Genomic DNA, 26,178 nt, shown 5'->3' on the forward strand with positions numbered 1-26,178 from the left:
GTCTCTTGTTTTTATCGATCAGTCAGCGGTTTCGGCGTCGGTTTTCTGGTCCGGATGGGCACTGCGGAAGCTCAAGAGGTGGGTGCGCTCAATCAGCAGATACAACACCGCGCCGGTGGCCAGGCCCCAGCCCGCGCCGTAGACGGCCAGTACTACGCCCATTGTGCCGGCCACGCCGCGCTCGGCGTTGTTACCCAGCTGCTCAAAGCCGACCATCAGGCAGATGTAACCGGTCAGTACCAGGGTCAGCGACAGGGCAATCGGCAGCACCGGCTGGAAGAAACTCACCAGCGGCAGCATGAACAGCGCGATGAAACCGGTGATCCAGAAGGTGCCTGCGCCGCTGTAGATGGAGTCCATCGCCTTGCGGCCGTACTTGTAGCGCTCGGCCATGGTCGCGGCGACAGCAGTCCAGATCGGGCCGGCCAGACCGGGGTAGGGAGCAAAGAAGGCGTGCAGGGCGTTGCGGATGGCGGTGACCAGATGCACGCGGTCGACGTTGTTCTCGATCACTTCGTCCGGGCGCAGTTCATCGGCGCGCTGCATCAGCGACTGGCCGACGATGATGTCGCCAAAGGCGATGATGTAGGCAATCACGGCAGTCGGTACGGCCAGCATGAAGACCTTGGCATCGGGGATGCCGACGGTGAATGGCAGGTAGTTCCACATCTCACCGAAGGCCGGTGCGGTAATGCCCCAGCGCACATCCGGCATTTTGTACTCGCCAACGCCAATCCCGACCACAATGGCGATCAGCATGCCCGGCACCATGCCGTAGTTGACGATCTTGCGCATCAGCGGCAGCCGGTCGGTCAGGCCTTTGAACGAGGCCGAGAACATCAGATACAGGCAGATCAGGGTGCCGAGGGTCAGCGAGATCGGGGTGTTGGCCAGGCGGCCGCCGGCGGAAATCTCACCCATCAGCGCAGCAATACCGGCGCCGATGATGATGCCGCCCTTCATCGAATTGGGCACGATGCGCACCATGGCGCTGCCGAGGCGGGTGATGCCGAGCACGAAGAAGATCAGGCAGACCAGCAGCTGCAGCGCGAATAGCGCCTGAATCGCCTGCGGGCCCGGTTCGAAGTCGCCGAGAAACAGCAGTACCACAGGAATCGCCGGAGTAATCCAGCCCGGCACCATCGGCACGCCGAGCAACGCGGGCAGCATGAAACCGACGCCGCAGACCACCACGTAGGCCAGCGCTACGTCGTAGGGCAGGCCGAGGTATTTTTCCAGCAAGGGGATCATGCCGAGGCTGACCACGAACATGATCAACGCCTGCAGCATCTCGGCGGTTTCCCACCGATAGTGGACGAACGGCAGACGAATCTTGAACGGGCCGCAGGCCCAGAACGGTTGCTCCGCGCCATCGGCGCGCTTGAAAATTTGCATGAGTAGCTCCGCCAGCCGGGTAGAACCGGGCTGCTTGTTGTTTTTGTCGAATGTTTTCAGGCGAGCGGGTTTGACCGGGCGTTCACCAGCGACCTCCGGGCGGGTAAGGCGCGGAGGTGGCAGTGATCAAGCGGTTAACCCCGGTTTGTACAGGTGCTCAGAGCGCCTTAGCCCAGTCACGCAGTACGAACTTCTGGATCTTGCCGGTCGAGGTTTTCGGCAATTCGGTGAAGATTACCGTCTTGGGAACCTTGAATCCGGCAAGGTGCTGGCGGCAGAAGGCGATGATGTCTTCGTGGCTGACATCGTGGTCGCGGCGCCGGGTAACAAAGGCGCAGGGCGTTTCACCCCACTTCTCGTCCGGACGGGCGACCACCGCGGCTTCCATGACCGCAGGGTGTTTGTAGAGGGTGTCCTCGACTTCGATGGTCGAAATGTTCTCGCCACCGGAAATGATGATGTCCTTCAGGCGATCCTTGATCTGCACGTAGCCGTTGGGGTGGCAGACGGCGAGGTCGCCCGTGTGGAACCAGCCGCCGGCAAACGCCTCGGCGGTCGCTTCCGGATTCTTCAGGTAGCCCTTCATCACGGTGTTGCCGCGCATAAAGATCTCACCGATGGTTTTGCCGTCTTTCGGTACCGGTTTGAGGGTATCGGGGTTGGCGACCATCACCCCTTCCAGCGTGGTGTAGCGCACGCCCTGATGGGATTTGAGTTCGGCGCGCTCGTCCAGCGTCAGTTCATCCCACTCGCTGTGCCAGGCACACACGGTTACCGGGCCATAGACTTCGGTCAGGCCGTAGGTATGGGTGATCTGGATGCCCATGTTTTCGACCGCACCGATGACCTTGGCCGGCGGCGCAGCGCCGGCAACCATCGCCTTGACCGGATGATCAATAGCCGCCTTGGCCGATTCCGGCATGCTCGCCAGGGCGTTAAGCACGATCGGCGCGCCGCACAGGTGGGTGACCTGATGTTCGTGAATCAGGTGCAGGATCTTCTGCGGATCGACCCGGCGCAGGAACACATGCACACCGGCCATCGCGGTGATGGTCCAGGGATAGCACCAGCCGTTGCAGTGGAACATCGGCAGGGTCCACAGGTAGACCGGGTGCATACCCATGCCCCAGGTCATCTGGTTGCCGATCGAGTTCAGGTAGGCGCCGCGGTGGTGGTAGACCACACCCTTCGGGTTGCCGGTGGTGCCGGAGGTGTAGTTCAGGGTAATGGCCTGCCACTCATCGTCGGGCCAGTGCCATTCGAATTCGGGATCGCCTTCGGCAAGGAAGGCTTCGTAATCGAGATCGCTCAGGGCTTCGCCTTCGCCGTACTCCGGATCGTCGACATCGACCACCAGAATGGGTCGTTTGATCAGCTCCAGGGCCTGACGGATGACCCCATGGAACTCGCGGTCGGTGATCAGCACACGGGCTTCGCCGTGGTCGAGCATGAAGGCAATGGCTTCGGCGTCGAGGCGTACGTTCAGGGTGTTGAGCACCGCGCCGATCATGGGTACACCAAAGTGGCATTCCAGCATGGCCGGGATATTCGGCAACATGGCGGCAACGGTATCGCCCTGACGAATACCCCGACCATGCAGCGCAGAGGCCAGACGACGGCAGCGCTGGTAGGTTTCCTGCCAGTTGCGGCGCAGGCTGCCGTGGATAACAGCGGGGTAGTTGGGGTAGACCGCAGCGGTGCGTTCGATGAATGACAGCGGCGAGAGGGCCATGTGGTTGACGGCAGCGGGAGCCAGACCTTCCTGATAGATCGTCATGACGGAACCTTCTTGTAGTTATCGATGGCGTCAGCGAGCAGTGCAGACGTCTCGGAATAATCATCTGGCCGGTCTGGGTGGGACCGGCGTATTCTCATCAGGGTGATTTATATAGATGTTTTCAAAATTATGGAATGTGTACCAAGGTATTATGGGTGTTTTACTATATGGTGAGCGATGAGTGATTCACTGCCGACGTTGCACGGTCTGCTGCTGGCTGATCCGTTGCCGATGATGCTGGTCAGCGCTGCGGGCGAGCCCATGTTCCGCAACACCGCTCTGCTGCAACTGCAGGCCGACAATGCTGATCTGAGCGCCTGGCTGCCGCACAATCACGCGGAACTGGTGGTGGCTGCTGCTCAGCAGCAGCGTGCGATCGAAGATGTGCACACTCGTTGTGGTAGTCGCCATCTGCTGTGGAGCTACATTCCGCTGGTGGAGACGGCGCAGGTCTGGGTGCGCGGTCGCGATGCCACCCGCTGGTTGCAGCATCAGCAGGAAGCCACGGTTGCCCGCCGGCTGTATCACCTGATCATCGAAAACACCACCGACCTGATTTCCCGTCACCGCCCTGACGGCCGTTTTATTGATGCGTCGCCTGCGTCCTGGACGCTACTGGGTGTGTGGCCTGAGCAACTGCGCGGTGAGCGGCTCGATAGTCTGTTTCATCCTCAGGAGCGTGAGGCGTTGCTGATGCGTTTTCGCAGCGCGCTCGAGCAGGACGGCTACCTGACGTACAGCTATCGGATTCGCCATGCCAGCGGCGAGTACCGCTGGTTTGAAACGGCCAGTCGGGCGATTCGCGAGACCTACACCGGCGAGGTGGTAGAGGTTATCAGTGTCTCGCGTGACATTACCGAGCGATTACAGAGCGAAGAGCATAACCGCCGCCTGCAGGATGAGCTGGCCCACGCCGCGCGCCTGGCCACTCTGGGCGAGCTGGCCTCGGGTATCGCCCACGAGTTGAATCAGCCGCTGGCGGCGATTCTCAATTACGCCGGGGCCAGTCAGCGCTACCTTGCGCAGCTGAACAGCAGTGAGCCGGAAGCCGAGCGGGTTGAACACGGGTTAGCGCGGATCAGCGAACAGGCCGAGCACGCGGCGGCGGTGATTCGTCGGCTGCGCGGTTTTCTGCGCAAGGGCACGCGCCGGCTACAGCAGGTTGATGCGGCTGCATTGGCACATGAAGCGGTCGGCTTGTGCGCGTGGGAGGCTGCACAACACCAGGTGCAGATCGTCGAGCATGCGGCGGCGGGGTTGCCGAAGCTGCAGGTCGACCCGATTTTGCTGCAGCAGGTTTTGCTGAACCTGCTGCGCAATGCCATCGACGCCAATCGCGAGCATCACCCCGAGCAAAGCTCGCAGGTGCAGTTGCGTATCGAGGCGCAGGATGGGCAGGTTTGTATTGATGTGATTGATCAGGGTGCGGGTGTCAGTGCCGAGGCGCGCGCCCAGTTGTTCGTGCCGTTTTACACCAGCAAGGCCGATGGTTTGGGCTTGGGGCTGTCCATGAGTCAGGGTATCGTAGAGGGCTTTGGCGGCAGCCTCGATGCGCTGCCTGCCGAGTCCGGTGGTTTGTGCCTGAGATGCCTGCTACCGGCTGTGTCAGCTTAAGGATTGCAATGCCAGAACACCCACAACAACTGGTTTACGTGGTCGATGACGATCAGGGCATGCTGGACTCGACAGTCTGGCTGTTCGAGTCCATGGGCCTCAAGGCGTTGCCGTTCACTAGCGGCCAGAGCTTCCTTGATGCCTGCGATCCGGTCGCTGCGGCATGCGTGCTGCTCGACGTGCGTATGCCCGGCATGGGCGGATTGGCGGTGCAGGATGCGATGCGAGAGCGAGGCATTGCGCTGCCGGTGATCTTTGTCAGCGCTCACGCCGATGTGCCGATCGTCGTGCGGGCCTTTCGTGGCGGCGCGGTCGACTTTATCGAAAAGCCCTACAACGAGCAGCTGCTGCTCGACAGCGTTCAGCGCGCGCTCAACCAGCGCCCGGGTGTGGCTTCAGCGCACGCCCCGGAGGTGCAGCAGCGTCTGGACAGGCTTACCCCGCGGGAGCAGGATATCGTGCTACCGTTGGTGCAGGGCTTCAGCAATCGCGAGATCGCCGAACAGCTCGGGGTCAGCGTGAAGACGGTTGACCTGTATCGCTCGCGGGTAATGAAACGCATGCAGGCCGATAGCCTGCCGGCACTGGTCGGCATGCTGGTTGGGCTGGGAATCGTTGATCCATTTACCCTGCAGCCGCTGCGCGATCTGCGCAGCTGAAAAGACACATGGACGTATGGTTTTGTGCCAGGAGGGTGACAGATAAAAAAATGACGTCATAATGACATCACTGGTTGAGATAAGCCGACCGCAGCCTGGCTGAGGAAAGCAAAACAATAAAAAGGATCTCACGGGTGCACACAGTTACGACCAATTACGCTCTGAGTGGTTGGCGCGGCGAGTTTGTCGACGCCACGACCGAGCAAGCCTATCGCAAACACAGCGAGGCGGAGTCCGCCCGTTCCTTGCGTCGTGCCCTGCTGGTTTGGGCCGCGCTGGTGGTGTTGTTTGGCCTGATTGATTACCCGGTTCTCGGGCACGGTTACGATTTCCAACTTTTATTCGGGTGGCGCCTGGCCACTGCGTTTGTATTGCTCCTGCTCTACTGGCAACTTCGCCGCAATCCCTCGTTGGTCAGTGATGGTTACGCTGTAACTGCCGCTGAGGTGTTCGGCAGCGTGCTGTTCTTCATGCTCTATTTCCTGCGTCACGATATGGTCAGCTGGGTGATTGGTGTGGTTGCCATTGCCCTGCTGGCGCTATTCATGTTTGTCCCTAACCGGGTTCACCTGTCGTTGATGGCGGCAACCTTTCTGAGCGGCGGCATGATGGTGTGCGTAGCCGCACGGGGCTTGGGGATCGACAAGGTCATCGGGCTCGGATTCATCCTTGCGCTGCCGACTGCGGTCGGCTTTTTTACCGCGCTGCGCTGGCAACTGGCCCAGCGGCGGCAGTATGTGTTGCTGATGCGCGTGGTCAGCAGCAATCGGGAGCTGCAGGACGAAATCAAACGGCGTGAGGCGCTGGAGGCGGAACTCAAGCGCCAGGCCACCACCGACCCACTGACCGGCCTGTTCAATCGCCGTCAGTACGAAATGCTGTTCCAGCGCGAGCGTGAGCGTTGCGTTCGGCTAGGTCAGGAAATGACCCTGTGCGTGATGGATCTGGACCATTTCAAACGCGTTAATGATCAGTACGGTCATGATGCCGGCGATGCGGTACTCAAGCACGTCGCGCAGCACCTGTCCTGCGCCTTGCGTCACTCGGACATTGTCGGCCGTTTTGGTGGCGAGGAGTTCATTCTGATCCTGCCCGATACCGGTCTCGAGCAGGCGGTTGCGGTACTCAACCGGCTGCGCGAGGAGCTGGCTCAGACACCAGTGCCAGTCCGCGGTCAGCTGCTGCCGGTCAGCGCTACCTTCGGCGTTACCATGGTGCAGCCGAGCGACACCGATCTGGAGGCGACCATCCGCCGGGCTGACGTCGCCCTCTATGAAGGCAAGGGTGCAGGACGCAATCGGGTAATGACTGCCTGATCGGTTACACTGGCAGCCTCATTTTCCGCCTCGCCGGTTCGGGTTGTCCGTGCGCAAGATCATTCACGTTGACTGCGATTGCTTCTACGCCGCCATTGAAATGCGCGACGACCCGCGCCTGCGCGGCCGCCCGCTGGCGGTTGGCGGTGATCCGGGCAAGCGTGGTGTGATCGCGACCTGCAACTACGAAGCCCGCGCTTATGGGGTGCGTTCGGCGATGGCTTCGGCCTATGCCAAGAAGCTATGCCCTGAGTTGTTGATCGTGCCGGGACGGATGTCGGTTTACCGTGAGGTTTCACAGGCCATTCAGGCCATCTTTGCCGATTACACGCCGCTGATTCAGCCCCTGTCACTGGACGAAGCCTACCTGGATGTTTCCGACAGCCCGGCCTGCCGCGGCAGCGCGACCCTGATCGCCAAGGAAATCCGTCAGCGGGTGCGCGACACGCAAGGCATCACAGTGTCGGCCGGGGTAGCGCCAAACAAGTTTCTTGCCAAAATCGCCAGTGACTGGAACAAGCCGGACGGGCTGAAGGTGATCCTGCCGGATCAGGTCGAGGACTTTCTGCGTGATCTGCCGGTGTCGCGCCTGCATGGTGTCGGGCGCAAGACCGCCGAGCGGCTGCAGCGCCTTGGCGTTGATGTCTGCAGCGAGCTGCTGCCCTGGCGCAAGCAGGATCTGGCTCGCGAGTTCGGCAGTTTCGGTGAGCGGTTATGGGAACTGGCGCGCGGGATCGATGAGCGCCCGGTGGTGGTCGAAAGCCGTCGGCAGTCGGTCAGCGTCGAGAATACCTACGAACATGATCTGCCTGATCTGAATGCATGCCTTGCGGCATTGCCACCGTTGCTGGACAAGCTGGCCGAGCGTATCGGCAGGCTGGAAGGCAGTTATCGGGTCAGCAAGCCGTTCATCAAACTCAAGTTTCACGACTTCACCCAGACCACGCTTGAGCAGGCCGGGGCGCCGATTACCCCGGCCGGCTACGCCGAGCTGTGTACCCAGGCGTTTGCCCGTGGCAACTGTGCGGTGCGGCTGATTGGCGTGGGCGTGCGGCTGGACAGCAGTCACGCCCAGCTGGGTGAACAGCTCAGGCTGTTTTAGCGCGCCTCTCTGGTGCACTTCGGGCACAAGTGGTTGTCGCCGCGCGGCTGCCAGCCCAGCTCGCTGATGCGTACCACGGCCTTGGCGGTGCGGGCGGTGAGGTCGTCGCGGTCGGCGGCAAGAAACTCGAACGGCTGCTCGCGACCGCACTCGTCACAGGTAATCGACCAGCCCAGTACGCTCTGACCACGCAGGTCGGGGCCGTGCGCCGAGGCAGTCCACTGGCCCGGTGGGTTGATCAGATAGCGGATCTTGTCGACCACTAGGCGCATTGGCAGGTCTTTGCTGCCCTTGACGGTGCAGATCAGTTGGTCGCCGGACTGCACACCACCACCCTGGCCGGTGACCTGAAACAGCCCTGCACCCAAGGTGCGGCATTCGATCAGAGTGTGGGACGGGTTCAATGCCGTGCGGCGAAAGTCGTGTTCTGCCATGGGTAGGGCTCGCTGGTCAGTGGGGCGCGCATGATAACACCTGAGTGTAGCGGCATATCACCCGCATCACTGATGGTCGGTGCGGGGCTGGCCAGTGATTATTATGGCGCGGTCTTTTTACGTTTTCACAATGAGGAGTTCACATGAGCGTCAAGCAAATGTTCGATCTGAGCGGCAAGGTCGCCCTGATCACCGGTGGCACCAAAGGTCTGGGCCTGCAGATGGCAGAAGCTTTCGGCGAACTGGGCGCCAAGGTGTTCATCAGTGCGCGCAACGCTGCCGAGATCGAAGCGGTCGTCGCTGAACTGAAGAGCCAGGGTATCGAAGCAGCGGGTATCGCCTGTGACCTCGGCAAGCTGGACAGCAATCCGGTCAAGACGCTGGTCGACGCCTGTGAAGCGGCTTTCGGCACCGTTGACGTACTGGTCAACAACGCCGGCACTACCTGGGGCCAGCCGGCGGAAGAGCACAGCTACGAAGGCTGGCAGAAGGTCATGACGCTGAACGTGGATGTCTGCTTCCTGGTTGCCCAGGAAGTGGCGCGCCGTTTCATGATCCCGCGCAAGTCCGGCAAGATCATCAACATTGCGTCCATCGCTGGCTTCAAGGGTAACCGTGCCAACTCCGGCGTGTTCACCTCTGCCTACAACACCTCCAAGGCCGCTGCGATCAACCTGACGCGCGCGCTGGCAGGTGAGTGGGGCCGTTACAACATCAACGTCAACGCCATCTGCCCTGGCTACTTCCCGACCAAGCTGGCAAAAGGTTTGGACAAGGTCAGCGAGATGATCAAGGAAGGCACTCCGCTGGGTCGTATCGGTGGTGACGAAGACATCAAGGGCGCGGCAGTCTTCTTCGCGACCGAAATGTCCCGCCACGTGACCGGTCAGGCCATGGCGGTCGACGGCGGCAACTCGGTAGTCTGATGCAAGAGGGCGGCCGCGCTATGCCGTGGTCGCCCTTGGCCTCTCTCGCAGCCCTGCTTAGCTCAGCCCCTGGGCCAGAGCTCGGGCGGCAGCTTCTACTTCGCTGCGATGGTCCCGTTCCAGGGTTTCCATTAATCGCAGATGCAACTTGCGCTCGGCGCGGCTCAGATCCTTCCAGGCCTGATGGGTGGGAATGTGCGCGGTCTGATCGTAAATCCGCTCGAAGATGGTGACATCCAGATCTTCACGACGCTCGCCCTGATAGTTGTCCAGCAGAACCTTGATACGAATCGCACCCTCGATGGTCGGCACCTGACCGTCCAGAAGACTTTGGGCGATGATGCGAATATCTCCGCTCAGGCGGTCGTTGCGGGCTTCCAGTGCCTTGGCTCGGGCTTCGTCCTGCTGCCATACCTTGCGCCACAGTGTCCAGGCGTAGGCCGCCAGCGCCACAATGATGAGAATGCCGGCGCCAATCAGCCAGTAGTGATTTTGCATGCTTTTCAAAAACTCAGTTGTGAGGGATCCAGAGTCCCGGCTTCGTGCAGATTGATGCTGGGTGCCAGCCACAGACCGGTGCGGATATTGCCGTCGATACGGTAATCGACCGGTTGCTGTTTATCCACCAGCTTGATCAGGTCGGCCAGATGGCGCCAAAGGTTGGAGCGTACATCCAGCTCGAAGTAGGAAGAGCCGTAGGCCGGGACATCAAAGCGGTTGTCGCTAACGCCGGTGGCCAGCTTCATGTCATTGAGGTAGACCTGATAGTACATGCCGCGGATTGGCAGCACGCGATCATTCGGATTATCGACCCGCAGCTTGAGCCGAAAGGATTGCTCCCAGAGATTGGATTTGAGCATCTCGACATTCGCCAGGCGGACCTCTGGCTTGGTGTAGGACGGGCTGAAAACAGCGCAACCGTGCAGCAGTACGCAGCAGAACAGCGTTATTACCCCTAGCATCCGCGCTTTCATCGCGTCCCCTCTCCCCATGCAGGCTGCTTTGTGTGTGGAGTTGTCGCGCAGCCTGGACCATACTTTACCCCTGATTTACGTACAGGGAGTGACAAGATGACCCGTTTCGAGGTGGTTTTTCAAGGCCAGGTGCAGCAAGGCGCTGCGCCGGAGCAGGTGCGGGCGAATGTCAGCAAGCTGTTTCAGGTCTCGGGAGCCCAGCTGGACGCGCTGTTCTCCGGTCGCCGCATCGTGATCAAGCAGGGGCTGGATCAGGTGGCCGCCGAGAAATACCGCATTGCGCTGGAGCGTGCTGGCGCGCAGTGCAGCATTGTGGCCATGGAAGAGGCGGTCGAAGAAACCGTGATCGCTGAACCCGCTCCCGCTCCCCAGCCGGTGGCCGCGCCTCAACCGGCTGCTGCCGAGCCGGCAGCGCCGTCGACCTCGGGTCGGGTGATCCCGCGAGATGAATACATGGCTGCGTTCAGCGATGTCGACGCACCGGATTTCGGCATTGCTCCGCTCGGTGCCGACATGCAGGACGAATACAATCCGCATACGGAGTTGCCAATTGATCTGTCCGCCTTGAGCCTTGCGCCGGTCGGCAGTGATATGGGCGAGATCAAGCGGGATCAGGCCACCGAGGTGCCGAATATCGACCACCTGAAGTTGGCCGACGACTGAGACGGGTGCCTGGGGCAGTATCAGACTGCCCCGGTGAGTACCGAACCGTCCTCGTGTTTTCTCCATAAAATGCGGACTCTTTCGAGTTCTGCTGCTTTTTCAACTGTCATCGCCTTCTCCTGTCCCTAAGCTGTGTCCCAGCGTTGGCCGCTTCGGCGGCTCGCGCTGCATGGATCGCACAGCAAGGAACAAGGATGTTCTCTCCAGCAAACCAGGCGCACTTTGCGCTGCATATCGACGGCGTCGAACATGATTTCAAGGTGCTCGAGTTCACCGGTGTGGAGCGACTTAACCAGCCCTACACCATTGAGCTGACGCTAGTAAGCGAGCAACCCGATATCGATCTCGGCAGTCTGTTGCATCGGCCTGCCTGGCTGGACGCCGGCCTGGAGAACGGCCTGCACGGCTTTATCAACCAGTTGACCCAGGGCGAGTCCGGTCGTCGGCTGACCCGCTACCTGCTGCGGCTTGGGCCTCAGCTGAGCTACCTCGAACATCGCACCAATCAACGCATCTTTCAGCACAAGACAGCCGAGCAGATCATCGCTTGTGTAATGCAGGAGCACGCCATGCACAGTGATACCTGGCGCTTCAATCTGAACGCTGAGCTTCCCGTGCGCCGCTACTGCACGCAGTACGACGAAAGTGATCTGCACTTCATTCAGCGGCTATGCGAAGAGGAGGGGCTGCACTTTCATTTCGAGCACAGCCGGCAGGGTCATGAATTGGTGTTTGGGGACGACCAGACCAGTTTTCCCCAACTGTCTCCGATCGGCTTCAGCCAAGGCTCCGGCATGGTCGCCGATCAGCCGGTGGTCAAGCGCTTCAGTCTGACTGCCGCTACGCGACCGGACCGGGTCAGTCGCCGTGACTACAACTTCGAAAAGCCGCACCTGAGTCTGGAAGCTGAAGCGCAATTGCAACGCCAGTCAGCCCAGCCGGCGCTGGAAGACTACGACTATCCCGGCCGCTTCGGCGATCGTGAGCGCGGTAAACAGCTCAGCCAGATTCAGTTGCAACGCCACCGCAGTCATCAACTGGAAGCGCGTGGCGAGTGTGATCGGCCGGATCTGCGCAGTGGTCACTTCCTGTCGCTGACGGGGCATCCGCGTGACGATTGGAATGATCTTTGGTTGCTGACAGAGGTGCATCACCACGGCAAGCAACCGCAGGCGCTGGAAGAGTCGATAACCAGCAACGCAAGCGCCGCGGATGGGTTTGTTCAGGGATATCGCAATCGCTTCATTGCTACACCGTGGCAGGCAATCTGGCGGCCACCACTGGAGCACCCAAAACCGCGCATCGCTGGCAGCCAGAGTGCTGTTGTGACCGGGCCGGCAGGCGAAGAGATCCATTGCGATCAACATGGGCGGGTGAAAGTCCAGTTTCACTGGGATCGCGAAGCGCAGGCCGACGAGCACACCAGTTGCTGGCTGCGCGTGGCCACCGGCTGGGCCGGAGACCGCTACGGCACTGTCGCGATTCCGCGCATTGGGATGGAGGTGCTGGTCAGCTTCCTCGAAGGCGACCCGGACCAGCCGCTGATCACCGGCTGCCTGTATCACGCTGAACACGTCCCGCCGGTTGAGCTGCCTGCGCACAAGACCCGCAGTGCCTTCAAAAGCCTGAGTTCGCCCGGTGGCGAGGGCTACAACGAACTGCGCATTGAAGACCGCAAAGGGGCAGAGCAGATCTACATCCACGCCCAGCGCGACTGGGATCAACGCATCGAGCACGATCAGCGTGTGCACGTTGGCAACGAACGGCACGAGCACACTGTCGCCAATCACTACAGCGAGTGCCAGGCTGAATTGCATCGCACTGTCCACGGTGATCGTCTGACCGAGCTGAAGGCCAGCGACCATCTAAGCATCAAGGGGAGCCAGCACAGCCGCATCGAACAGCGCCTGTTGATTGATGTCGGGCAGGAGGCTCATCTCGCCAGCGGTCGCAAGATCGTCCTCGAAGCGGGTATCGAATTGACCATCAAGGCCGGCGGCAGTTTCATCAAACTCGATCCCAGCGGAGTCACCATCAGCGGCCCGACGGTGCGAGTCAATTCGGGGGGAAGTCCGGGTAATGGTACTGGCGCGTCGCCGCGCTTGCCCGGCGACGTAACGGCCGCAGATAGCGGTCAGGCGGGAAACTTGCTGGTGCCGGCGCAGCGTCAGGCGTTGATGCTGAAAAAGCCGTTATGCGCAATCTGTAAAGATCCGGGGTCGGACGTCTGAGCAGGCTTGGGAGCTGATTACTTAGTCTGGTGTCAGGCTTAGCGCGCGCAGCACTGCTTGAACTTGCGCCCCGACCCGCACGGGCAGGGCTCGTTGCGGCCGGCCTTGAATGAATGATTGGGGTCGAGGAAGTACCAACGGCCAGCGATCAGTCGGAAGTCTGAACATTCCCTGTGGGCCTGGGCACTGCCGTCCGGGTCCTGCCAACGGGCGACAAAGGTAACCTGCGCAGTGGTTGCGCCCGGTAGCTCGCTTGCGTTCTCAACCGTTAACCCCTGCCACTGGCTTTGCTCGCTCCACTGCCGCATGGCATCCACCTCCAGCTGCGCCTGCTGCGCGGCGACTGTGGTGGCGATCAGGTAATCAATCAGCCCGAGAGTGTAGGCGCAGTAGCGTGAGCGCATCAGGCGCTCGGCAGTGGGTGCGGCGTTGCCCTGATGGAGTGGCTGACAGCATTCGCCATAGCTATTGCCGCTGCCGCATGGGCACGCGCTGCTGCTGGTAATGGTGGGCTGCATTGCGGTTACCACCAGTATTTGCCGAACATTTCCGGGTTGGCCCAGTACTTGGAGTTCAACCAGTCCGGGACGCTCTTGTACTCGGCCAGATCATAGGCGTAGAGCGTCAGGCTTTGTCCCTCCTGGCTGAACCGCGCGTGGCGCTGCAGAGCGAGGGCGTAGAAGTCGTTCTCTTGCCAGCCGTCGGCGCGGTCGATGTCTACCAGTACGGCAATGCGGCTGGCCGAGAGGTTGCGCAGGCCTGCCAGCAGCTCGGTGGCGGTGCGCTTGTCCAGATGCTCAAGTTGATCAGCGACGATGGCCAGGTCGTAACGCTGGTTGCGCAGCGCGTCAGTCAGTGGCGCGGTATCGGTGCTGCTGACCTGACACTCCGGGTGCTCCTGCAGCCAGGTCTGAACGGCCGGGATCTCGCTGCGGCTGACGCAGAGCAGGCTGGCGGGGCGATAGTGCTGGAGGATGCCCAGCAGGGATGACGTCGGCGTGGCGCTCATCGAAAGACTCAACTGTGAACAGATTTAGCGCAGCAGGGTAGGGGCTGGTTGGTGTTGATGCAAGCGCCGACGGTCCAGCTGAGGGGCGTTGAATGGTATGATCGCCGGCTGATCCGGAGCCCGCATGCTGAACGATGAACTCAAAGGCCAGATCCAGACGGCCTACCGCACCTTTCTGGAAAACAAGTCACTGAAGCCGCGCTACGGTCAGCGGGTGATGATTGCCGAGGTCGCCAAGGTCTTCGGTAACGTTGCGCTGGACGAAGAGGGGCATCGCGATGGTGATCCGGCGGTGGCGGTCATCGAAGCCGGCACCGGTACCGGCAAGACGGTAGCCTATTGTCTGGCGGCCATTCCGATTGCCCGTCACTTGGGTAAGCCGCTGGTGATTTCTACTGCGACGGTGGCGCTGCAGGAGCAGATCGTCCTCAAGGATCTGCCGGATATTCTGCGCAACTCGGGGCTCAAATTCGGCTTCTCGCTGGCCAAGGGCCGCGGTCGTTACGTCTGCCTGGCCAAGCTCGACAACCTGCTGCGCGAAAACCAGTCGATGGCCGATCAGCAGCAGATTTTTGCCGATGACGGCTTCCGCATCGACGTGGATGAGGCCGGGCTCAAACTCTATACGCGCATGGTCGAGGCGCTCGGCGGCAACAAATGGGACGGCGAGCGTGACTCCTGGCCCGAAGCGCTGGAAGATCAGGACTGGTCGCGGCTGACCACCGACCATATCCAGTGCAGCAACCGCCGCTGCGGCCACTTCCAGCAGTGCGTGTTCTACAAAGCCCGCGAAGGTGTGCAGAAGGTCGACGTGATCGTCACCAATCACGATCTGGTGCTCGCCGATTTGGCGCTGGGCGGCGGTGCGATTCTGCCGGATCCGCGTGACTGCCTGTATGTATTCGACGAGGCGCATCACCTGCCGGACAAGGCGATTGGGCACTTTGCCCACCATACCCGCCTGCACGCCACCGCCGAGTGGTTGGATCAGATCGACAAGAACCTGAGCAAGCTGCTGGCCCAGCACCCCCTGCCGGGTGACCTGGGCCGGGTGCTGGAGCAGGTGCCGACCACCGCCCGTGACCTGAAGCCGCATCAGCAGTTCATGCAGCAAGCGCTCGGCGGGGTCGCCGATTTTGCCAGTGCCGAGGATCTGGGCGGCAATATCCGCCCGCAGTACCGCTTTGAGAACGGCGAGGTGCCGGCTGAGTTGTGCGAGATGGGCATGGAGCTGAAGTCCGGCTTTGGCCGCTTGAGCGACCAGCTGCAACGCATCGTTGACCTGCTGAAGGAAGCGATGGACGGTGAAACGACCATCGGCGTCTCCGAGTCCCAGGCCGAGGAATGGTACCCATTGTTTGGCGCCCTGCAGGCGCGTGCCGAGGCCAACTGGACGCTGTGGACTCAGTTCTGCCTGCAGGACCCGGAAGGCAAGCCGCCGACCGCGCGCTGGCTGACGCTGACCGACGGTGGTGACATTGAAGTGCACGTCAGCCCGATTCTCGCTGCCGACACCCTGCGCCAGTACCTCTGGAATCCGGCCTTTGCCGCGCTGGCCACCTCGGCCACCTTGACCGCGCTGGGCAAGTTCGACCGTTTCAGCCACCGAGCTGGTTTGCCGCGCAGCGCCGTCTGTGCGCTGGCGCCCAGCCCGTTCAAACATGGCGAGGCCGGTTTGCTGCGTGTGCCCAATTACGGCGCGGACCCGCGCGACAGCACAGCCCACACAGCGGCGATCATCGAGCACCTGCCGGAGATTCTGGCCGATGAGCGCGGTAGTTTGGTGCTGTTCTCCTCGCGCAAACAGATGCTGGAGGTGTTTGCCGGGGTGCCCGCCGAATTTCGTCAGCGGGTGCTAGTGCAGGGTGATCTGTCCAAGCAGGAGCTGATTCGTCAGCATCGCAAGCAGGTCGATGACAACAAGCCGAGCGTGATCTTCGGGCTCGCGAGTTTTGCTGAAGGGGTCGATCTGCCGGGCAAGTATTGCGAACACGTGGTGATCGCCAAGATTCCCTTTGCCGTCCCGGATGATCCGGTCGAAGCCGCGCTGGCTGAGTGGATCGAGAAGAACGGCGGCAACCCGTTTATGGAAATCGCTGTGCCGGACGCCAGCCTGCGGCTAATTCAGGCTTGCGGCCGTTTGCTGCGTACTGAGAGCGACAGCGGCACGGTGACCGTGCTGGATCGCCGGCTGGTGACCCAGCGCTATGGCAAGGCCATTCTTAATGCGCTGCCGCCGTTCCGCCGCGAGATCGACTGAGCCATCAGCCCGAGCGATGACAGGGCGACAGGCGCACTGATGATGGCTGCCGAGCGTTGATGGCTTCGGTTAAATGGGCAGAAACAAGACAACAAGGACCGCATGATGAGCACTATCCAGGGTTACTTTGATCCCCGTTTCGAGTCGGTACGCGAACTGTTTGCCGAGCAACAGCAGGATGAGCAGGCCCGTGGCGCGGCGCTGTGCGTCACCGTTGGCGGCGACACTGTGTTGGATCTTTGGCAGGGTGTGCGTGACAAGGACAATCAGGCCGTCTGGGAGCAGGACACCTTGGTCAACGTGTTCTCCTGCACCAAGCCCCTCGGCGCTGTTGCGCTGCTGCAGCAGGTGGCGGCCGGCAAGCTGGAACTGGACGCGCCGCTGGCGGCGGTCTGGCCCGAGTTTGCCCAGGCTGGCAAGGAGTCAGTGACCCTGCGGCAGATTTTGAGTCATCGCTCCGGCTTGTCTGCCGTCAGCGAAACCCTGCCACCGGAAGCGTTGTTCGAATGGGACACCATGAGCGCCGCGCTGGCTGCGCAGCAGCCCTGGTGGACGCCGGGCGAACAGCACGGCTATGCGCCGGTGACGTACGCCTGGCTGCTCGGTGAGCCGCTGCGTCGCCTGACCGGCCAGCGCCCGGGGCAGGCGATTGCGAACAGCATTTGTGAACCGTTGGGTATGGACTTCTTCATTGGTGTGCCTGATCAGGATTTGGAACGCATCGCTTCGGTATCCCGCCTGCGCAATCAGTATGGCGATGAGGGCGCACGTCGCCTGTTTGGCGCCATGGGCCAGCCCGACAGCATGACCGCCAAGGCCTTTGGCAACCCGTCCAGCATGATGACCAGTACCAACCGCCGCGAGTGGCAGCAGGCGGATATTCTGTCTGCCAATGGCACCGGCAACGCCCGTTCGCTGGCGCGCTTTTGGCAGTTGCTGGCGCACGACGGGCAGCTTGATGGCGTTAGTCTGCTTGACGCCGAACTGGTCAAGCAGATGCAACAGGAACACAGCGCAGGTGACGACAATACCCTGCTGTGCCAGACCCGCTTCGGCTTGGGTGTGATGCTGGAGCACGAAGGGCCTGGTGGCAGCTTTGGCATGGGCAAGAACGCCTTCGGCCACCCCGGTGCCGGTGGCTCGCTCGGCTTCTGTGATCCGGACGCCAAGGTTGGTTTTGGCTACGTCACCAACACCATGGGCCCCTACGTGCTGATGGATCCGCGTGCGGTCGCGCTCAGCCAGGCGGTCTATCGCTGTCTGCAGGCGATAGACTGAAAGTCTGCGCTGCATCAATGTGCAGCGCAGCCTGCTTGCTACCATTAACAGAACCTCAGCAGCCGGAAGCAGAATCGATGAAACCCAGTATTGCCGACCTGCGTCGCGACTATACCCGTGACGGACTGACCGAAGCCCAGGCCCCTGTCGAGCCGTTTGCCCTGTTCGGAGAGTGGTTCGCTCAGGCGGTCCAAGTGGAAAGCACCGAGGCCAACGCCATGATGTTGGCAACCGTGGATGGCGAGGGGCAGCCGCACCTGCGTACCTTGCTGCTCAAGGGCTTTGATGAGCGCGGTTTCGTGTTCTTTACCAATTACCAGAGCGCCAAGGGCCAGCAGCTGGCAACTAGCCCGGCTGCGGCGATGACTTTCTGGTGGCACGATCTGGAGCGTCAGGTACGCATCGAGGGTCGTGTCGAGCAGACCAGTGCGGAGGAGTCGGATGCCTACTTCCACAGTCGTCCGGAGGGCAGTCGGCTGGGCGCCTGGGCGTCGCCGCAGAGTCAGGTAATCGCCAGTCGCGAGGTTTTGGAGCAGCGCCTTGGTGCGGTACAGGAGCAATATGCCGACGCTGCAGCGCCGCGCCCACCGCACTGGGGCGGCTATCGTCTGGTGCCTACCCTGGTCGAGTTCTGGCAGGGCCGTCCGAGTCGTCTGCACGACCGACTCTGCTACCGCCTGGTCGACGGCGGCTGGGTGCGCGAGCGACTCGCGCCCTGATAAAACGTTGCTTGCTGCTGTCGCACTTCGGCTTTACGCTGAACTACAACAGCGACGGCAGGAGGCAGCATGGGTAGAGGGGCGTTTCAGCAGAAGGTTGTTGTCATTACCGGTGGCTGCGCCGGTATCGGTCGGGCATTGGCGCTGCGTTTTGCTCAGGCCGGTGCCCATCTGGCGATTCTCGATGTTCAGGAAGAGTCGTTGGTCGCTTTCCGTCAGCAACTGCACGATAAACTCAACGCCGACGTGCTGGCGATCACCTGCGATGTCTCCGATGATCAGGCTTGTGCCGAGGCGATGGCGCAGGTGGTCGAGCGTTTCGGTGGTATCGATCTGCTGATCAACAACGCCGGCATTACCCACCGCAGCGCCTTTGCCGACACCGAGCTGGCGGTGTTTCAGCGAATCATGGCGGTCAACTACTTTGGTGCGCTCAATTGCACCCGTCATGCGCTCCCCAGCCTGCTGGCGCGGCGCGGCCAGGTGATCGTCCTCAGTTCGTTGTCCAGCTTTGCCCCACTGCTCAACCGTAGCGCTTACAACGCCAGCAAACACGCACTGCACGGCCTGTTTGAAACCCTGCGCATGGAAGTGCGCGAGCAGGGGGTCAGCGTCATGCTGGTATCCCCCGGGTTTACCGCGACCGATATTCGCAAGAATGCGTTGGTTGGTGACGGCTCCGTCGCGCAGGCCAATACCGCTATGCCGTTCAAGGTGGCGGCGCCAGCGGATGTAGCGGAAGCGATCTATCAGGGAGCCTGTCGGCGCAAGCGGCAACTCATTCTGTCCAATGTGGACTGGCAGGCCCGGCTGGTTGCGCGCTTCTTCCCGCGCTTGTTCGAGCGCTGGATGGTGCCGCGGCTTTCTGGGATCAAGCCGGCACGCGACTAGGATCTCGGGGCGAACATGATGATGGCCATGCCGGTCAACGCGACGGCTGATCCGAGCAAATCCCAGTTGCTTGGTCGGATGCCGTCGACCCACCACAACCAGAAGATGGCAACTGCGATATAGACCCCGCCATAGGCAGCGTAGACACGGCCGGCTGCGGTGGGGTGCAATGACAGGAGCCAGGCAAAGGCTGCCAGACTGAACGCCGCCGGTACCGGCAGCCAGATCGATTTCCCCTCTCTTAGCCACAGGTAGGGCAGGTAGCAGCCGACGATCTCGGCGAGCGCCGTCACCAAAAAAAGCCCAAGTGTCTTGACCTCGTTCATCCGGACGTTGCCTGTATCCAGGCGAGGACGCCCGCTGCGGCGCGTCGCCCACTGGCAAAGCAGGCGGTCAGCAGGTAGCCGCCGGTGGGCGCTTCCCAGTCGAGCATCTCCCCTGCGCAGAAGACGCCGGGCAGCGCCTTCAACATCAGGTGATCATCCAGCGCATTCTGGCAAACACCACCGGCGCTGCTGATCGCCTCGTCCAGCGGACGGGTGCCTGTCAGGGTGATGGGTAGCGCCTTAATCCCGGCGGCCAGCAGCGAAGGGTCGGCTATAGCCTCCTTGCCGAGGCATTCATGTAGCAGGGCGACTTTTACCCCGTCCAGTCCGGCTTTCTTGCGCAGCAGGTTGCTTAAGCTCTGGCCCTTGCGTGGCTGGCTTAGGGCCTGCTGCAGCTGCGTCTGGGTGTGATCTGGCGCCAGATCCAGTATGAGCTCCGCCTCGGCGCCGGCTTCCAGCTGCTCGCGAAGGGCGGCGGACAGGGCATAGATCAGGCTGCCTTCCAGGCCGTCGTGGGTGAGGATGGCCTCGCCGCGACGGCTGATGGTTTCCCCAACTGAGCTGTGGGTGCTGGCGATGATCTGCTTGAGCGGTTGCCCGCCAAAGCGCTCGGTGAGAAACGGACTCCAGCCGCAGATAAACCCGCAGTTGCTGGGGCGCAGTGAGCGCATATTAACGCCACGCGCGCTGAGCAGCGGCGCCCAGCTGCCGTCCGAGCCCAGTCTTGCCCAGCTGCCGCCGCCCAGTGCCAGCAGGGTTGCTGTTGCGGTTGCGCGGGTCTCGCCGCCTGGCGTATTGAAGTGCAGCGCGCCGGTGTCATCCCAGCCCAGCCAACGATGGCGAGTGCGCAGGCGCACGCCCTGCTCACGCAGGCGCTTGAGCCAGGCGCGCAGCAGCGGGGCGGCTTTCATGTCGGTCGGGAATACGCGGCCGGAGGTGCCGACGAAGGTATCGATGCCCAGGCCGTGGATCCAGCTGCGTAGTGCATCCGCGTCGAACTCGGTCAGCCACTCGCCAACCCATGGCGAGGCTTCGCGGTAGCGCGACAAAAAGGGCGCGGCCGCTTCCGAATGGGTGATATTCATGCCGCCGACTCCGGCGAGTAGAAATTTGCGCCCGACCGAGGGCATGGCGTCGTACAGATCGACCGCAAGCCCTGCCGCAGACAGCACTTCGGCGGCCATCAGGCCAGCCGGGCCACCACCGATGATGGCGATGGTGCGGGTGTCGGCGGAGGAAGTGTTGGTCATGGTGCAATCCTGAATGCTGGGCGCGCAGTTTAGCCCAATCCGCGCTGATACCAAATCTGTGCGGCGCTGTGATGGAGGATGCCATGGCGACGGGCGAGGGCGTCTCGGTCTTGGTCGTAACCGCCGCCGATCACCGCACAGACCGGGATGTCGCGGCCAAGGCAGCTGTCGATCACCAGCCGGTCGCGGTCGGCGATGCCCTGGTCAGTCAGATGCAGATAACCGAGCGCGTCGTGCTGGTGGACATCGACTCCGGCGTCGTACAGCACCAGGTCCGGCTGGTATAGCGGCAACAGGTAATCGAGTGCCTGCTGCAGGGTATGCAGATAGCCTTGATCCTCCAATCCGCGCCGCAGGGGGATGTCCCAGTCGCTGGTTGCCTTGCGTGCCGGGAAGTTTTTTTCGCAGTGCAGCGATACGGTGATGGCTGCATCGACGTCCTGCAGAATGCGCGCGGTGCCATCACCCTGATGGACGTCGCAGTCCAAGATCAATACACGCTCGACGCGCCCGCTGGCCAGCAGCGACAGGCTGATGATCGCCAGATCGTTAAAGATGCAGAAGCCAGAGGCGAAATCCCGGTGGGCGTGGTGGGTGCCGCCGGCCAGATGGCACGCCAGGCCGTGACGCAATGCCAGCTCCGCAGCGAGTAGCGAGCCGCCGACGGCACGGGTGGTGCGCGCCACCAGCGCTTCGCTCCAGGGTAGACCCATGCGGCGCAGGGCGGTCGCATCCAGTGCGTTGTCGTGGAAGCGGTCCACGTAATCGGTGTCGTGGGCCAGGGCCAGAAGTTCGCGACTGCAGCGCTCAGGGCTGTGCAGGTTGTGGTCGTGCAGCAGGCCTTTGGCGCGCAGGTGGTTGTGCAGGCGCACGAATTTGTCCATCGGGAAACGATGGGGAGCGGGGAAGGGGAAGCTGTAGTCCGGGTGGTAGATCAGTGGCAGATCCACAACGGCTCCTGACTGCGGTGGATGGCGGCTTGAGTATGCGCACTGCGCTTGCGCTCAACAAGTCTCGTTGTTGATGCAGCCGCAGTGCGGCGCTGCTAATACGAGACAAACCGGGTTAAACTGGCCGCCATTCGAGTGGCGAACACGCCGCCAATTCTGTCAAGACGTACCCGCTCGAGCGGCGGGTAATCACGTGAGGACCCTTTATGAGCGAACTGCTGGATGATCTGGTAGACCTGCTGGCGCTGGAGAAGATCGAAGAAAACCTGTTCCGTGGCCGCAGCCAGGATCTGGGCTTTAAGCAACTCTTCGGTGGGCAGGTGCTCGGTCAGTCGCTGTCTGCGGCCAGTCAGACGGTTGACTCTGATCGTCATGTGCATTCGGTGCACGGCTACTTCCTGCGTCCGGGCAATGCCGATCTGCCGATTGTCTATCAGGTCGACCCGCTGCGTGACGGCGGCAGTTTCACAACTCGCCGCGTGCAGGCGATCCAGAAAGGCAAGCCGATCTTCACCATGATCAGTTCCTTTCAGGGTGATGAGGCCGGTTTCGAGCACCAAGCCGTCATGCCGGGTGTTCCGGGGCCGGAAGACCTGCCGAACGAAACCGAGTGGACCCGTCGTTATCAGCACCTTATCCATGAGAAGGTGCGGGACAAGGTACTGTGCGGCAAGCCGATCGAAATTCGCCCGGTAGGTGAGTTCAACCCCTTTGAACCCAAGGCTGCCGAGCCAGTGCGCTACATGTGGTATCGGGCTGACGGGAAGCTGCCAGACGATCCGCAGGTACATCGCTATTTGCTGGCATATGCGTCCGATTTCCATCTTCTGGGTACCGCGATGCAGCCGCACGCGATTTCGAGCTGGTCGCCGGATATGCAGGTCGCCAGTCTTGATCATTCGCTTTGGTACCACCGTCCGCTGCGCATGGACGATTGGCTGCTGTACGCCATGGATAGCCCGTCAGCCAGCGGCTCGCGCGGACTGTCGCGTGGACAGATCTTTAATCGTGCGGGCGAGCTGGTCGCCTCGGTGACTCAGGAATCGCTTATGCGCAAGGTGCAGCGCTGAGATGCAGCATCTGCGCGGCTGGGTATTCGATCTGGACGGGACGCTGACCATCGCGCAGCACGACTTTCCGGCGATTCGGCGGGAGCTTGGCGTGCCGGCGGAGGCGGATATCCTGACGTTTATGTCGACCTTGCCAGCAACTGAATACACGGCAATGAAAGCGCAGCTGGATGCCATTGAGCTGCGCCTGGCGGCTGAGGTAGAACCTGCGCCGGGGGCTGTGGCGCTGGTTCGCCAGTTGCGCGATCAGGGCCGTCGGCTGGGCATGTTGACCCGAAATCTGCAGTCGGTTGCTCGATCTACGCTCGATTGTCTGGGGATTCTCGACTGCTTTGCCCCTGAGGATGTGCTGGGGCGTGAAGAGGCTGAGCCCAAACCGTCACCGGATGGCATTCATCGCCTGTTGAGTCGCTGGCAACTGTCGGCGTCTGAGACGGTGATGGTTGGGGATTTTCGCTTTGATCTGGAAGCGGGGCGGGCGGCTGGCAGCCGCACCTGCCTGATTTTGCCGGACAACCCCTGGCCTGAATTGGCGGACTGGCATCTGCCAGATTGCTCTGCCTTGCTGGCCCGACTCTAGATCGGGCCCTTGACGGGTCTGCCGGAGCGGCTGGTCAGTCCGCGGCCTGAAAGCGCAGGCGCATCGACAGGTCGACCGCTTTCACGTCCTTGGTCATGCTACCGATCGAGATGTAATCGACGCCGGTTTCGGCGACGCTGCGCAGGGTGGCTTCGGTGATGCCACCGGATGCTTCCAGCTTGGCGCGCCCGGCGTTGAGGCTGACCGCGGTGCGCATATCCTCATCGCTCAGCTCATCCAGCATGATGATGTCTGCACCGGCGTCAAGCGCCTGCTTCAACTCTGCAAGGCTTTCCACTTCAACTTCAACCGGTTTACCCGGCGCAATTTCGTGCGCGCGGCTAATGGCCTGAGCAATGCCGCCGCAGGCGGCGATGTGGTTTTCCTTGATCAGGAAGGCGTCGTACAGGCCGATGCGGTGGTTGTGGCAGCCGCCGCAGGTGACTGCGTATTTTTGCGCCAGGCGCAGGCCCGGCAGGGTTTTACGGGTATCGAGCAGCTTTACCTTGGTGCCGGCAACCAGGTCGGCAAAGTGACGGCTGCGGGTAGCGGTCGCCGACAGCAACTGGATGAAGTTGAGCATCGAACGTTCGGCGGTCAGCAGGCCGCGGGCCGGGCCGCTGAAACGGCAGATGGTCTGATCAGCGAGCAGGGTGTCGCCATCATTGACCAACCATTCAATCGCGATCTCAGGATCGACCTGGCGCGCGACTTCGTCTGCCCAGGCTCTGCCGCAGAACACCGCAGTTTCTCGGGTGATAATGCGGCCATCGGCCTGACGCTCGGCCGGAATCAGGCTGGCTGTGATGTCACCATCGCCCACATCTTCGGCCAAGGCGCGGCGCACATCATCAATGATGTTGGTCTGCAGGCTGTCGAGTGTGAGGTTGGGCATACGGGCTCCGGCGTCTGATCGCAAGTGCCGCGAGTATACCGATTGGCGAAAAAAAATGCCCGCCGGGGAGGCGGGCATTGTGCTGAGGCCGATTTACTTTTCGAGGTAGTTGGCCGGGTCTGCAAAGTAGTCCTTGGTCAGTTTGAAGACCACAGGGCTCAGCAGCAGCAGGGCGATCAGGTTAGGAATCGCCATCATCGCATTCAGGGTGTCGGCCACCAGCCACAGGCTGTTCAGGTCGATGCCGGGCAGAGTGCCCAGCGGAATGGCGATGATCCACAGCAGACGGAACGGCAGGTTGGAGCGCTCACCGAACAGGAACTGGGTGCACTTTTCGGAATAGAAGCTCCAGCCAATGATCGTGGTGAAGGCGAAGACCGCCAGACCGATGCTGACAATGTACTGGCCCCAGCCGCCCGGAAGGCCCTGACTAAAGGCCAGCGCTGACAACGGTGCACCGTTCTCGCCGCTCTGCCAGGCGCCAGTCACCATGATCACCAGGCCGGTGATCGAGCAGATGATGATGGTGTCGATAAAGGTGCCGAGCATGGCTACGGTGCCTTGGCGGATCGGGTTGTTGGTCTGTGCGGCTGCGTGCGCGATCGGTGCGCTGCCCAGACCAGCTTCGTTGGAGAAGACACCGCGGGCAATACCGAAACGGATAGCCGCCCATACGGTTGCACCTGCAAAGCCACCGGCGGCGGCGCTTGGGTTGAACGCGTAGTAGAAAATCTGGCCAAAGGCTTCCGGCAGTTTGTCAGCGTGCAGGATCAGGATGATCAGGCCGCCACCAACGTAGAAGATGGCCATGATTGGAACCAGCTTGCCGGCAACCTCACCGATGCGTTTGATGCCGCCGAGTAGTACCAGCGCAACCAGAACAGCAATGACGATGCCGGTGGCCAGTGGCGGGATGTTGAACGAGCTGTTCAGCGCGTCGGCAACCGAGTTGGACTGGATGGTGTTACCGATACCGAAACCAGCCAGCATGCCGAAGATGGCGAACAGTACACCCAGCCACTTCCACTTTTCGCCCAGACCGTTCTTGATGTAGTACATCGGGCCGCCGACGTGGTTGCCAAGGGCGTCCTTTTCGCGATAACGCACGGCGAGCACCGCTTCGCAGAACTTGGTCGCCATGCCAACCAGGGCGATAACCCACATCCAGAACAGGGCTCCGGGGCCGCCAAGGAAAACAGCGGTGGCAACACCGGCGATGTTACCGGTACCAACCGTTGCCGACAGGGCGGTCATCAGCGCGTTGAAGGGACTGATGTCGCCTTCCTCGCTGCTCTTGCGGCCACGCCACAGCATGCCGAAGCCGTAGAACAGTTTGCGTTGCGGGGTTAGTTTAAGACCGAGGGTGAGATACAGGCCGGTGCCGGCCAGCAGTGCCAGCATGGCTGGGCCCCACACGATCCCGTTGACGCTCCCGATAAAGGAGATAAGTGCTTCCATAAAATGCAGCTCCTGATTTTGTGTTTTCGATGCTATCAATGGTGCATCGTTACTGTTGCTGTCAGGCAGATGTTGACCAATTCAGCTTATACCAGAGATTGCGGAAGCGGTTACAGAATATGTCCGTACCAGGGTCTGTTGCCGCCTGTAAAACCGCCACTCGACGTCGCTCGTCGCTTACGTGGAATGACCACGCTGCGCTTCTCGCTCCTTGATTGGCGGTTTGACAGGCGGCATCAGGCGGGTGAACGAAATGGCAACAGACTCTAATATCAGAAAGGGAACTGTGACTTCGATCAAGAATTCGGTCGAGGGTAGCTGCTTTGCCAATGCAAGGCGGTATACTGAAAGCTAGTAAAAGTTTGACGCCAAATTGTCGACATAGGGATAGCGTAAAACGC

General features: G+C 61.4%; 25 protein-coding genes. 13 read left to right on the forward strand and 12 right to left on the reverse strand.

Annotation, left to right across the window (positions count from 1 at the left end; all coding sequences use genetic code 11):
* Positions 1-18: 18 nt before the first annotated feature.
* Positions 19-1,395: a xanthine/uracil/vitamin C permease gene (locus AAFM31_RS03790; protein ID WP_341706575.1), complete on the reverse strand. Its 1,377-nt coding sequence runs from the start codon at positions 1,393-1,395 to the stop codon at positions 19-21.
* Between the two features lie 157 nt (positions 1,396-1,552).
* Entirely contained in the window at positions 1,553-3,172 is a 1,620-nt protein-coding gene (locus tag AAFM31_RS03795; RefSeq protein ID WP_341706576.1) for an acyl-CoA synthetase, read from the reverse strand.
* Positions 3,173-3,349: 177 nt separating this feature from the next.
* On the opposite strand from AAFM31_RS03795, the gene AAFM31_RS03800 reads away from it, so the two are divergent.
* The 4 genes from AAFM31_RS03800 (at position 3,350) to dinB (ending at position 7,863) form a co-directional block, all read left to right on the forward strand.
* Positions 3,350-4,786 carry an ATP-binding protein gene (locus AAFM31_RS03800; RefSeq protein ID WP_341706577.1) on the forward strand — a complete coding sequence of 479 codons (1,437 nt, stop codon included), beginning with the start codon at positions 3,350-3,352 and terminating at the stop codon, positions 4,784-4,786.
* A gap of 8 nt (positions 4,787-4,794) precedes the next feature.
* A complete protein-coding gene (locus AAFM31_RS03805; RefSeq protein WP_341706578.1) occupies positions 4,795-5,445 on the forward strand; it encodes a response regulator in 651 nt (216 codons plus the stop codon).
* Positions 5,446-5,579: 134 nt separating this feature from the next.
* A complete protein-coding gene (locus AAFM31_RS03810) occupies positions 5,580-6,761 on the forward strand; it encodes a diguanylate cyclase (protein WP_341706579.1) in 1,182 nt (393 codons plus the stop codon).
* 43 nt (positions 6,762-6,804) lie between these two features.
* Positions 6,805-7,863 carry a DNA polymerase IV gene (gene dinB / locus AAFM31_RS03815; protein WP_341706580.1) on the forward strand — a complete coding sequence of 353 codons (1,059 nt, stop codon included), beginning with the start codon at positions 6,805-6,807 and terminating at the stop codon, positions 7,861-7,863.
* Here dinB and AAFM31_RS03820 read toward each other — a convergent pair.
* A complete protein-coding gene (locus AAFM31_RS03820) occupies positions 7,860-8,297 on the reverse strand; it encodes a hypothetical protein (protein ID WP_341706581.1) in 438 nt (145 codons plus the stop codon). The two genes, dinB and AAFM31_RS03820, sit on opposite strands and share 4 nt — an antisense overlap.
* A 143-nt stretch (positions 8,298-8,440) precedes the next feature.
* On the opposite strand from AAFM31_RS03820, the gene AAFM31_RS03825 reads away from it, so the two are divergent.
* Positions 8,441-9,223 carry an SDR family oxidoreductase gene (locus AAFM31_RS03825; protein ID WP_341706582.1) on the forward strand — a complete coding sequence of 261 codons (783 nt, stop codon included), beginning with the start codon at positions 8,441-8,443 and terminating at the stop codon, positions 9,221-9,223.
* Between the two features lie 57 nt (positions 9,224-9,280).
* On the opposite strand, the gene AAFM31_RS03830 is transcribed toward AAFM31_RS03825, so the two are convergent.
* Entirely contained in the window at positions 9,281-9,721 is a 441-nt protein-coding gene (locus tag AAFM31_RS03830; protein ID WP_341706583.1) for a DUF2489 domain-containing protein, read from the reverse strand.
* A gap of 5 nt (positions 9,722-9,726) precedes the next feature.
* On the reverse strand, positions 9,727-10,197 hold the full coding sequence (locus AAFM31_RS03835) for an LEA type 2 family protein (RefSeq protein WP_341706584.1): 471 nt from the start codon (positions 10,195-10,197) through the stop codon (positions 9,727-9,729).
* A 96-nt stretch (positions 10,198-10,293) separates the two neighbouring features.
* Between AAFM31_RS03835 and AAFM31_RS03840 the strand changes: the two genes are divergently transcribed.
* Positions 10,294-10,860 (forward strand): hypothetical protein, encoded by a 567-nt coding sequence (locus AAFM31_RS03840; RefSeq protein WP_341706585.1) that lies wholly within the window; start codon positions 10,294-10,296, stop codon positions 10,858-10,860.
* 194 nt (positions 10,861-11,054) lie between these two features.
* Positions 11,055-13,091, forward strand: a complete 2,037-nt coding sequence (tssI, locus tag AAFM31_RS03845; RefSeq protein ID WP_341706586.1) for a type VI secretion system tip protein TssI/VgrG — start codon at positions 11,055-11,057, stop codon at positions 13,089-13,091.
* 38 nt (positions 13,092-13,129) lie between these two features.
* Here tssI and AAFM31_RS03850 read toward each other — a convergent pair whose 3' ends face one another.
* Positions 13,130-13,609: a YchJ family protein gene (locus AAFM31_RS03850; RefSeq protein ID WP_341706587.1), complete on the reverse strand. Its 480-nt coding sequence runs from the start codon at positions 13,607-13,609 to the stop codon at positions 13,130-13,132.
* Between the two features lie 5 nt (positions 13,610-13,614).
* Positions 13,615-14,100, reverse strand: coding sequence for a DUF6231 family protein (locus AAFM31_RS03855; protein ID WP_371833009.1), 486 nt, complete (start codon positions 14,098-14,100; stop codon positions 13,615-13,617).
* A gap of 124 nt (positions 14,101-14,224) precedes the next feature.
* On the opposite strand from AAFM31_RS03855, the gene dinG reads away from it, so the two are divergent.
* From dinG to AAFM31_RS03875, 4 genes are all read left to right on the forward strand, one after another.
* Entirely contained in the window at positions 14,225-16,360 is a 2,136-nt protein-coding gene (gene dinG / locus AAFM31_RS03860) for an ATP-dependent DNA helicase DinG (protein WP_341706589.1), read from the forward strand.
* A 105-nt stretch (positions 16,361-16,465) separates the two neighbouring features.
* Positions 16,466-17,638 carry a serine hydrolase domain-containing protein gene (locus tag AAFM31_RS03865; protein WP_341706590.1) on the forward strand — a complete coding sequence of 391 codons (1,173 nt, stop codon included), beginning with the start codon at positions 16,466-16,468 and terminating at the stop codon, positions 17,636-17,638.
* A gap of 77 nt (positions 17,639-17,715) precedes the next feature.
* The gene (gene pdxH, locus AAFM31_RS03870) at positions 17,716-18,357 is read left to right on the forward strand and encodes a pyridoxamine 5'-phosphate oxidase (RefSeq protein ID WP_341706591.1); all 642 of its coding nucleotides are present in this window, start codon (positions 17,716-17,718) and stop codon (positions 18,355-18,357) included.
* Positions 18,358-18,426: 69 nt separating this feature from the next.
* Positions 18,427-19,248 (forward strand): SDR family oxidoreductase, encoded by an 822-nt coding sequence (locus AAFM31_RS03875; protein ID WP_341706592.1) that lies wholly within the window; start codon positions 18,427-18,429, stop codon positions 19,246-19,248.
* Here AAFM31_RS03875 and AAFM31_RS03880 read toward each other — a convergent pair.
* From AAFM31_RS03880 to AAFM31_RS03890, 3 genes are read right to left on the reverse strand one after another with little or no spacing between them, the layout of a single operon-like run.
* Positions 19,245-19,574 (reverse strand): YnfA family protein, encoded by a 330-nt coding sequence (locus tag AAFM31_RS03880; protein ID WP_341706593.1) that lies wholly within the window; start codon positions 19,572-19,574, stop codon positions 19,245-19,247. The genes AAFM31_RS03875 and AAFM31_RS03880 overlap by 4 nt on opposite strands.
* Complete coding sequence (locus AAFM31_RS03885) at positions 19,571-20,824, reverse strand: TIGR03862 family flavoprotein (protein WP_341706594.1); 1,254 nt, start codon at positions 20,822-20,824, stop codon at positions 19,571-19,573. The genes AAFM31_RS03880 and AAFM31_RS03885 overlap by 4 nt, the downstream gene beginning before the upstream one ends.
* 29 nt (positions 20,825-20,853) lie before the next feature.
* Entirely contained in the window at positions 20,854-21,774 is a 921-nt protein-coding gene (locus AAFM31_RS03890; RefSeq protein WP_341706595.1) for a histone deacetylase, read from the reverse strand.
* 206 nt (positions 21,775-21,980) lie between these two features.
* Here AAFM31_RS03890 and tesB point away from each other — a divergent pair, with 206 nt between their 5' ends.
* Together tesB and AAFM31_RS03900 are read left to right on the forward strand one after the other, a co-directional pair.
* Positions 21,981-22,844, forward strand: coding sequence for an acyl-CoA thioesterase II (gene tesB / locus AAFM31_RS03895; RefSeq protein ID WP_341706596.1), 864 nt, complete (start codon positions 21,981-21,983; stop codon positions 22,842-22,844).
* Position 22,845: 1 nt separating this feature from the next.
* Entirely contained in the window at positions 22,846-23,424 is a 579-nt protein-coding gene (locus tag AAFM31_RS03900) for an HAD family hydrolase (RefSeq protein WP_341706597.1), read from the forward strand.
* 34 nt (positions 23,425-23,458) lie between these two features.
* On the opposite strand, the gene nadC is transcribed toward AAFM31_RS03900, so the two are convergent.
* Both nadC and AAFM31_RS03910 read right to left on the reverse strand, forming a co-directional pair.
* Complete coding sequence (gene nadC / locus AAFM31_RS03905) at positions 23,459-24,319, reverse strand: carboxylating nicotinate-nucleotide diphosphorylase (protein WP_341706598.1); 861 nt, start codon at positions 24,317-24,319, stop codon at positions 23,459-23,461.
* 93 nt (positions 24,320-24,412) lie between these two features.
* Entirely contained in the window at positions 24,413-25,777 is a 1,365-nt protein-coding gene (locus AAFM31_RS03910) for a sodium:alanine symporter family protein (protein ID WP_341706599.1), read from the reverse strand.
* Positions 25,778-26,178: the final 401 nt, after the last annotated feature.

The organism is Halopseudomonas sp. (genome assembly GCF_038130085.1).
Classification (GTDB): Bacteria; Pseudomonadota; Gammaproteobacteria; order Pseudomonadales; family Pseudomonadaceae; genus Halopseudomonas.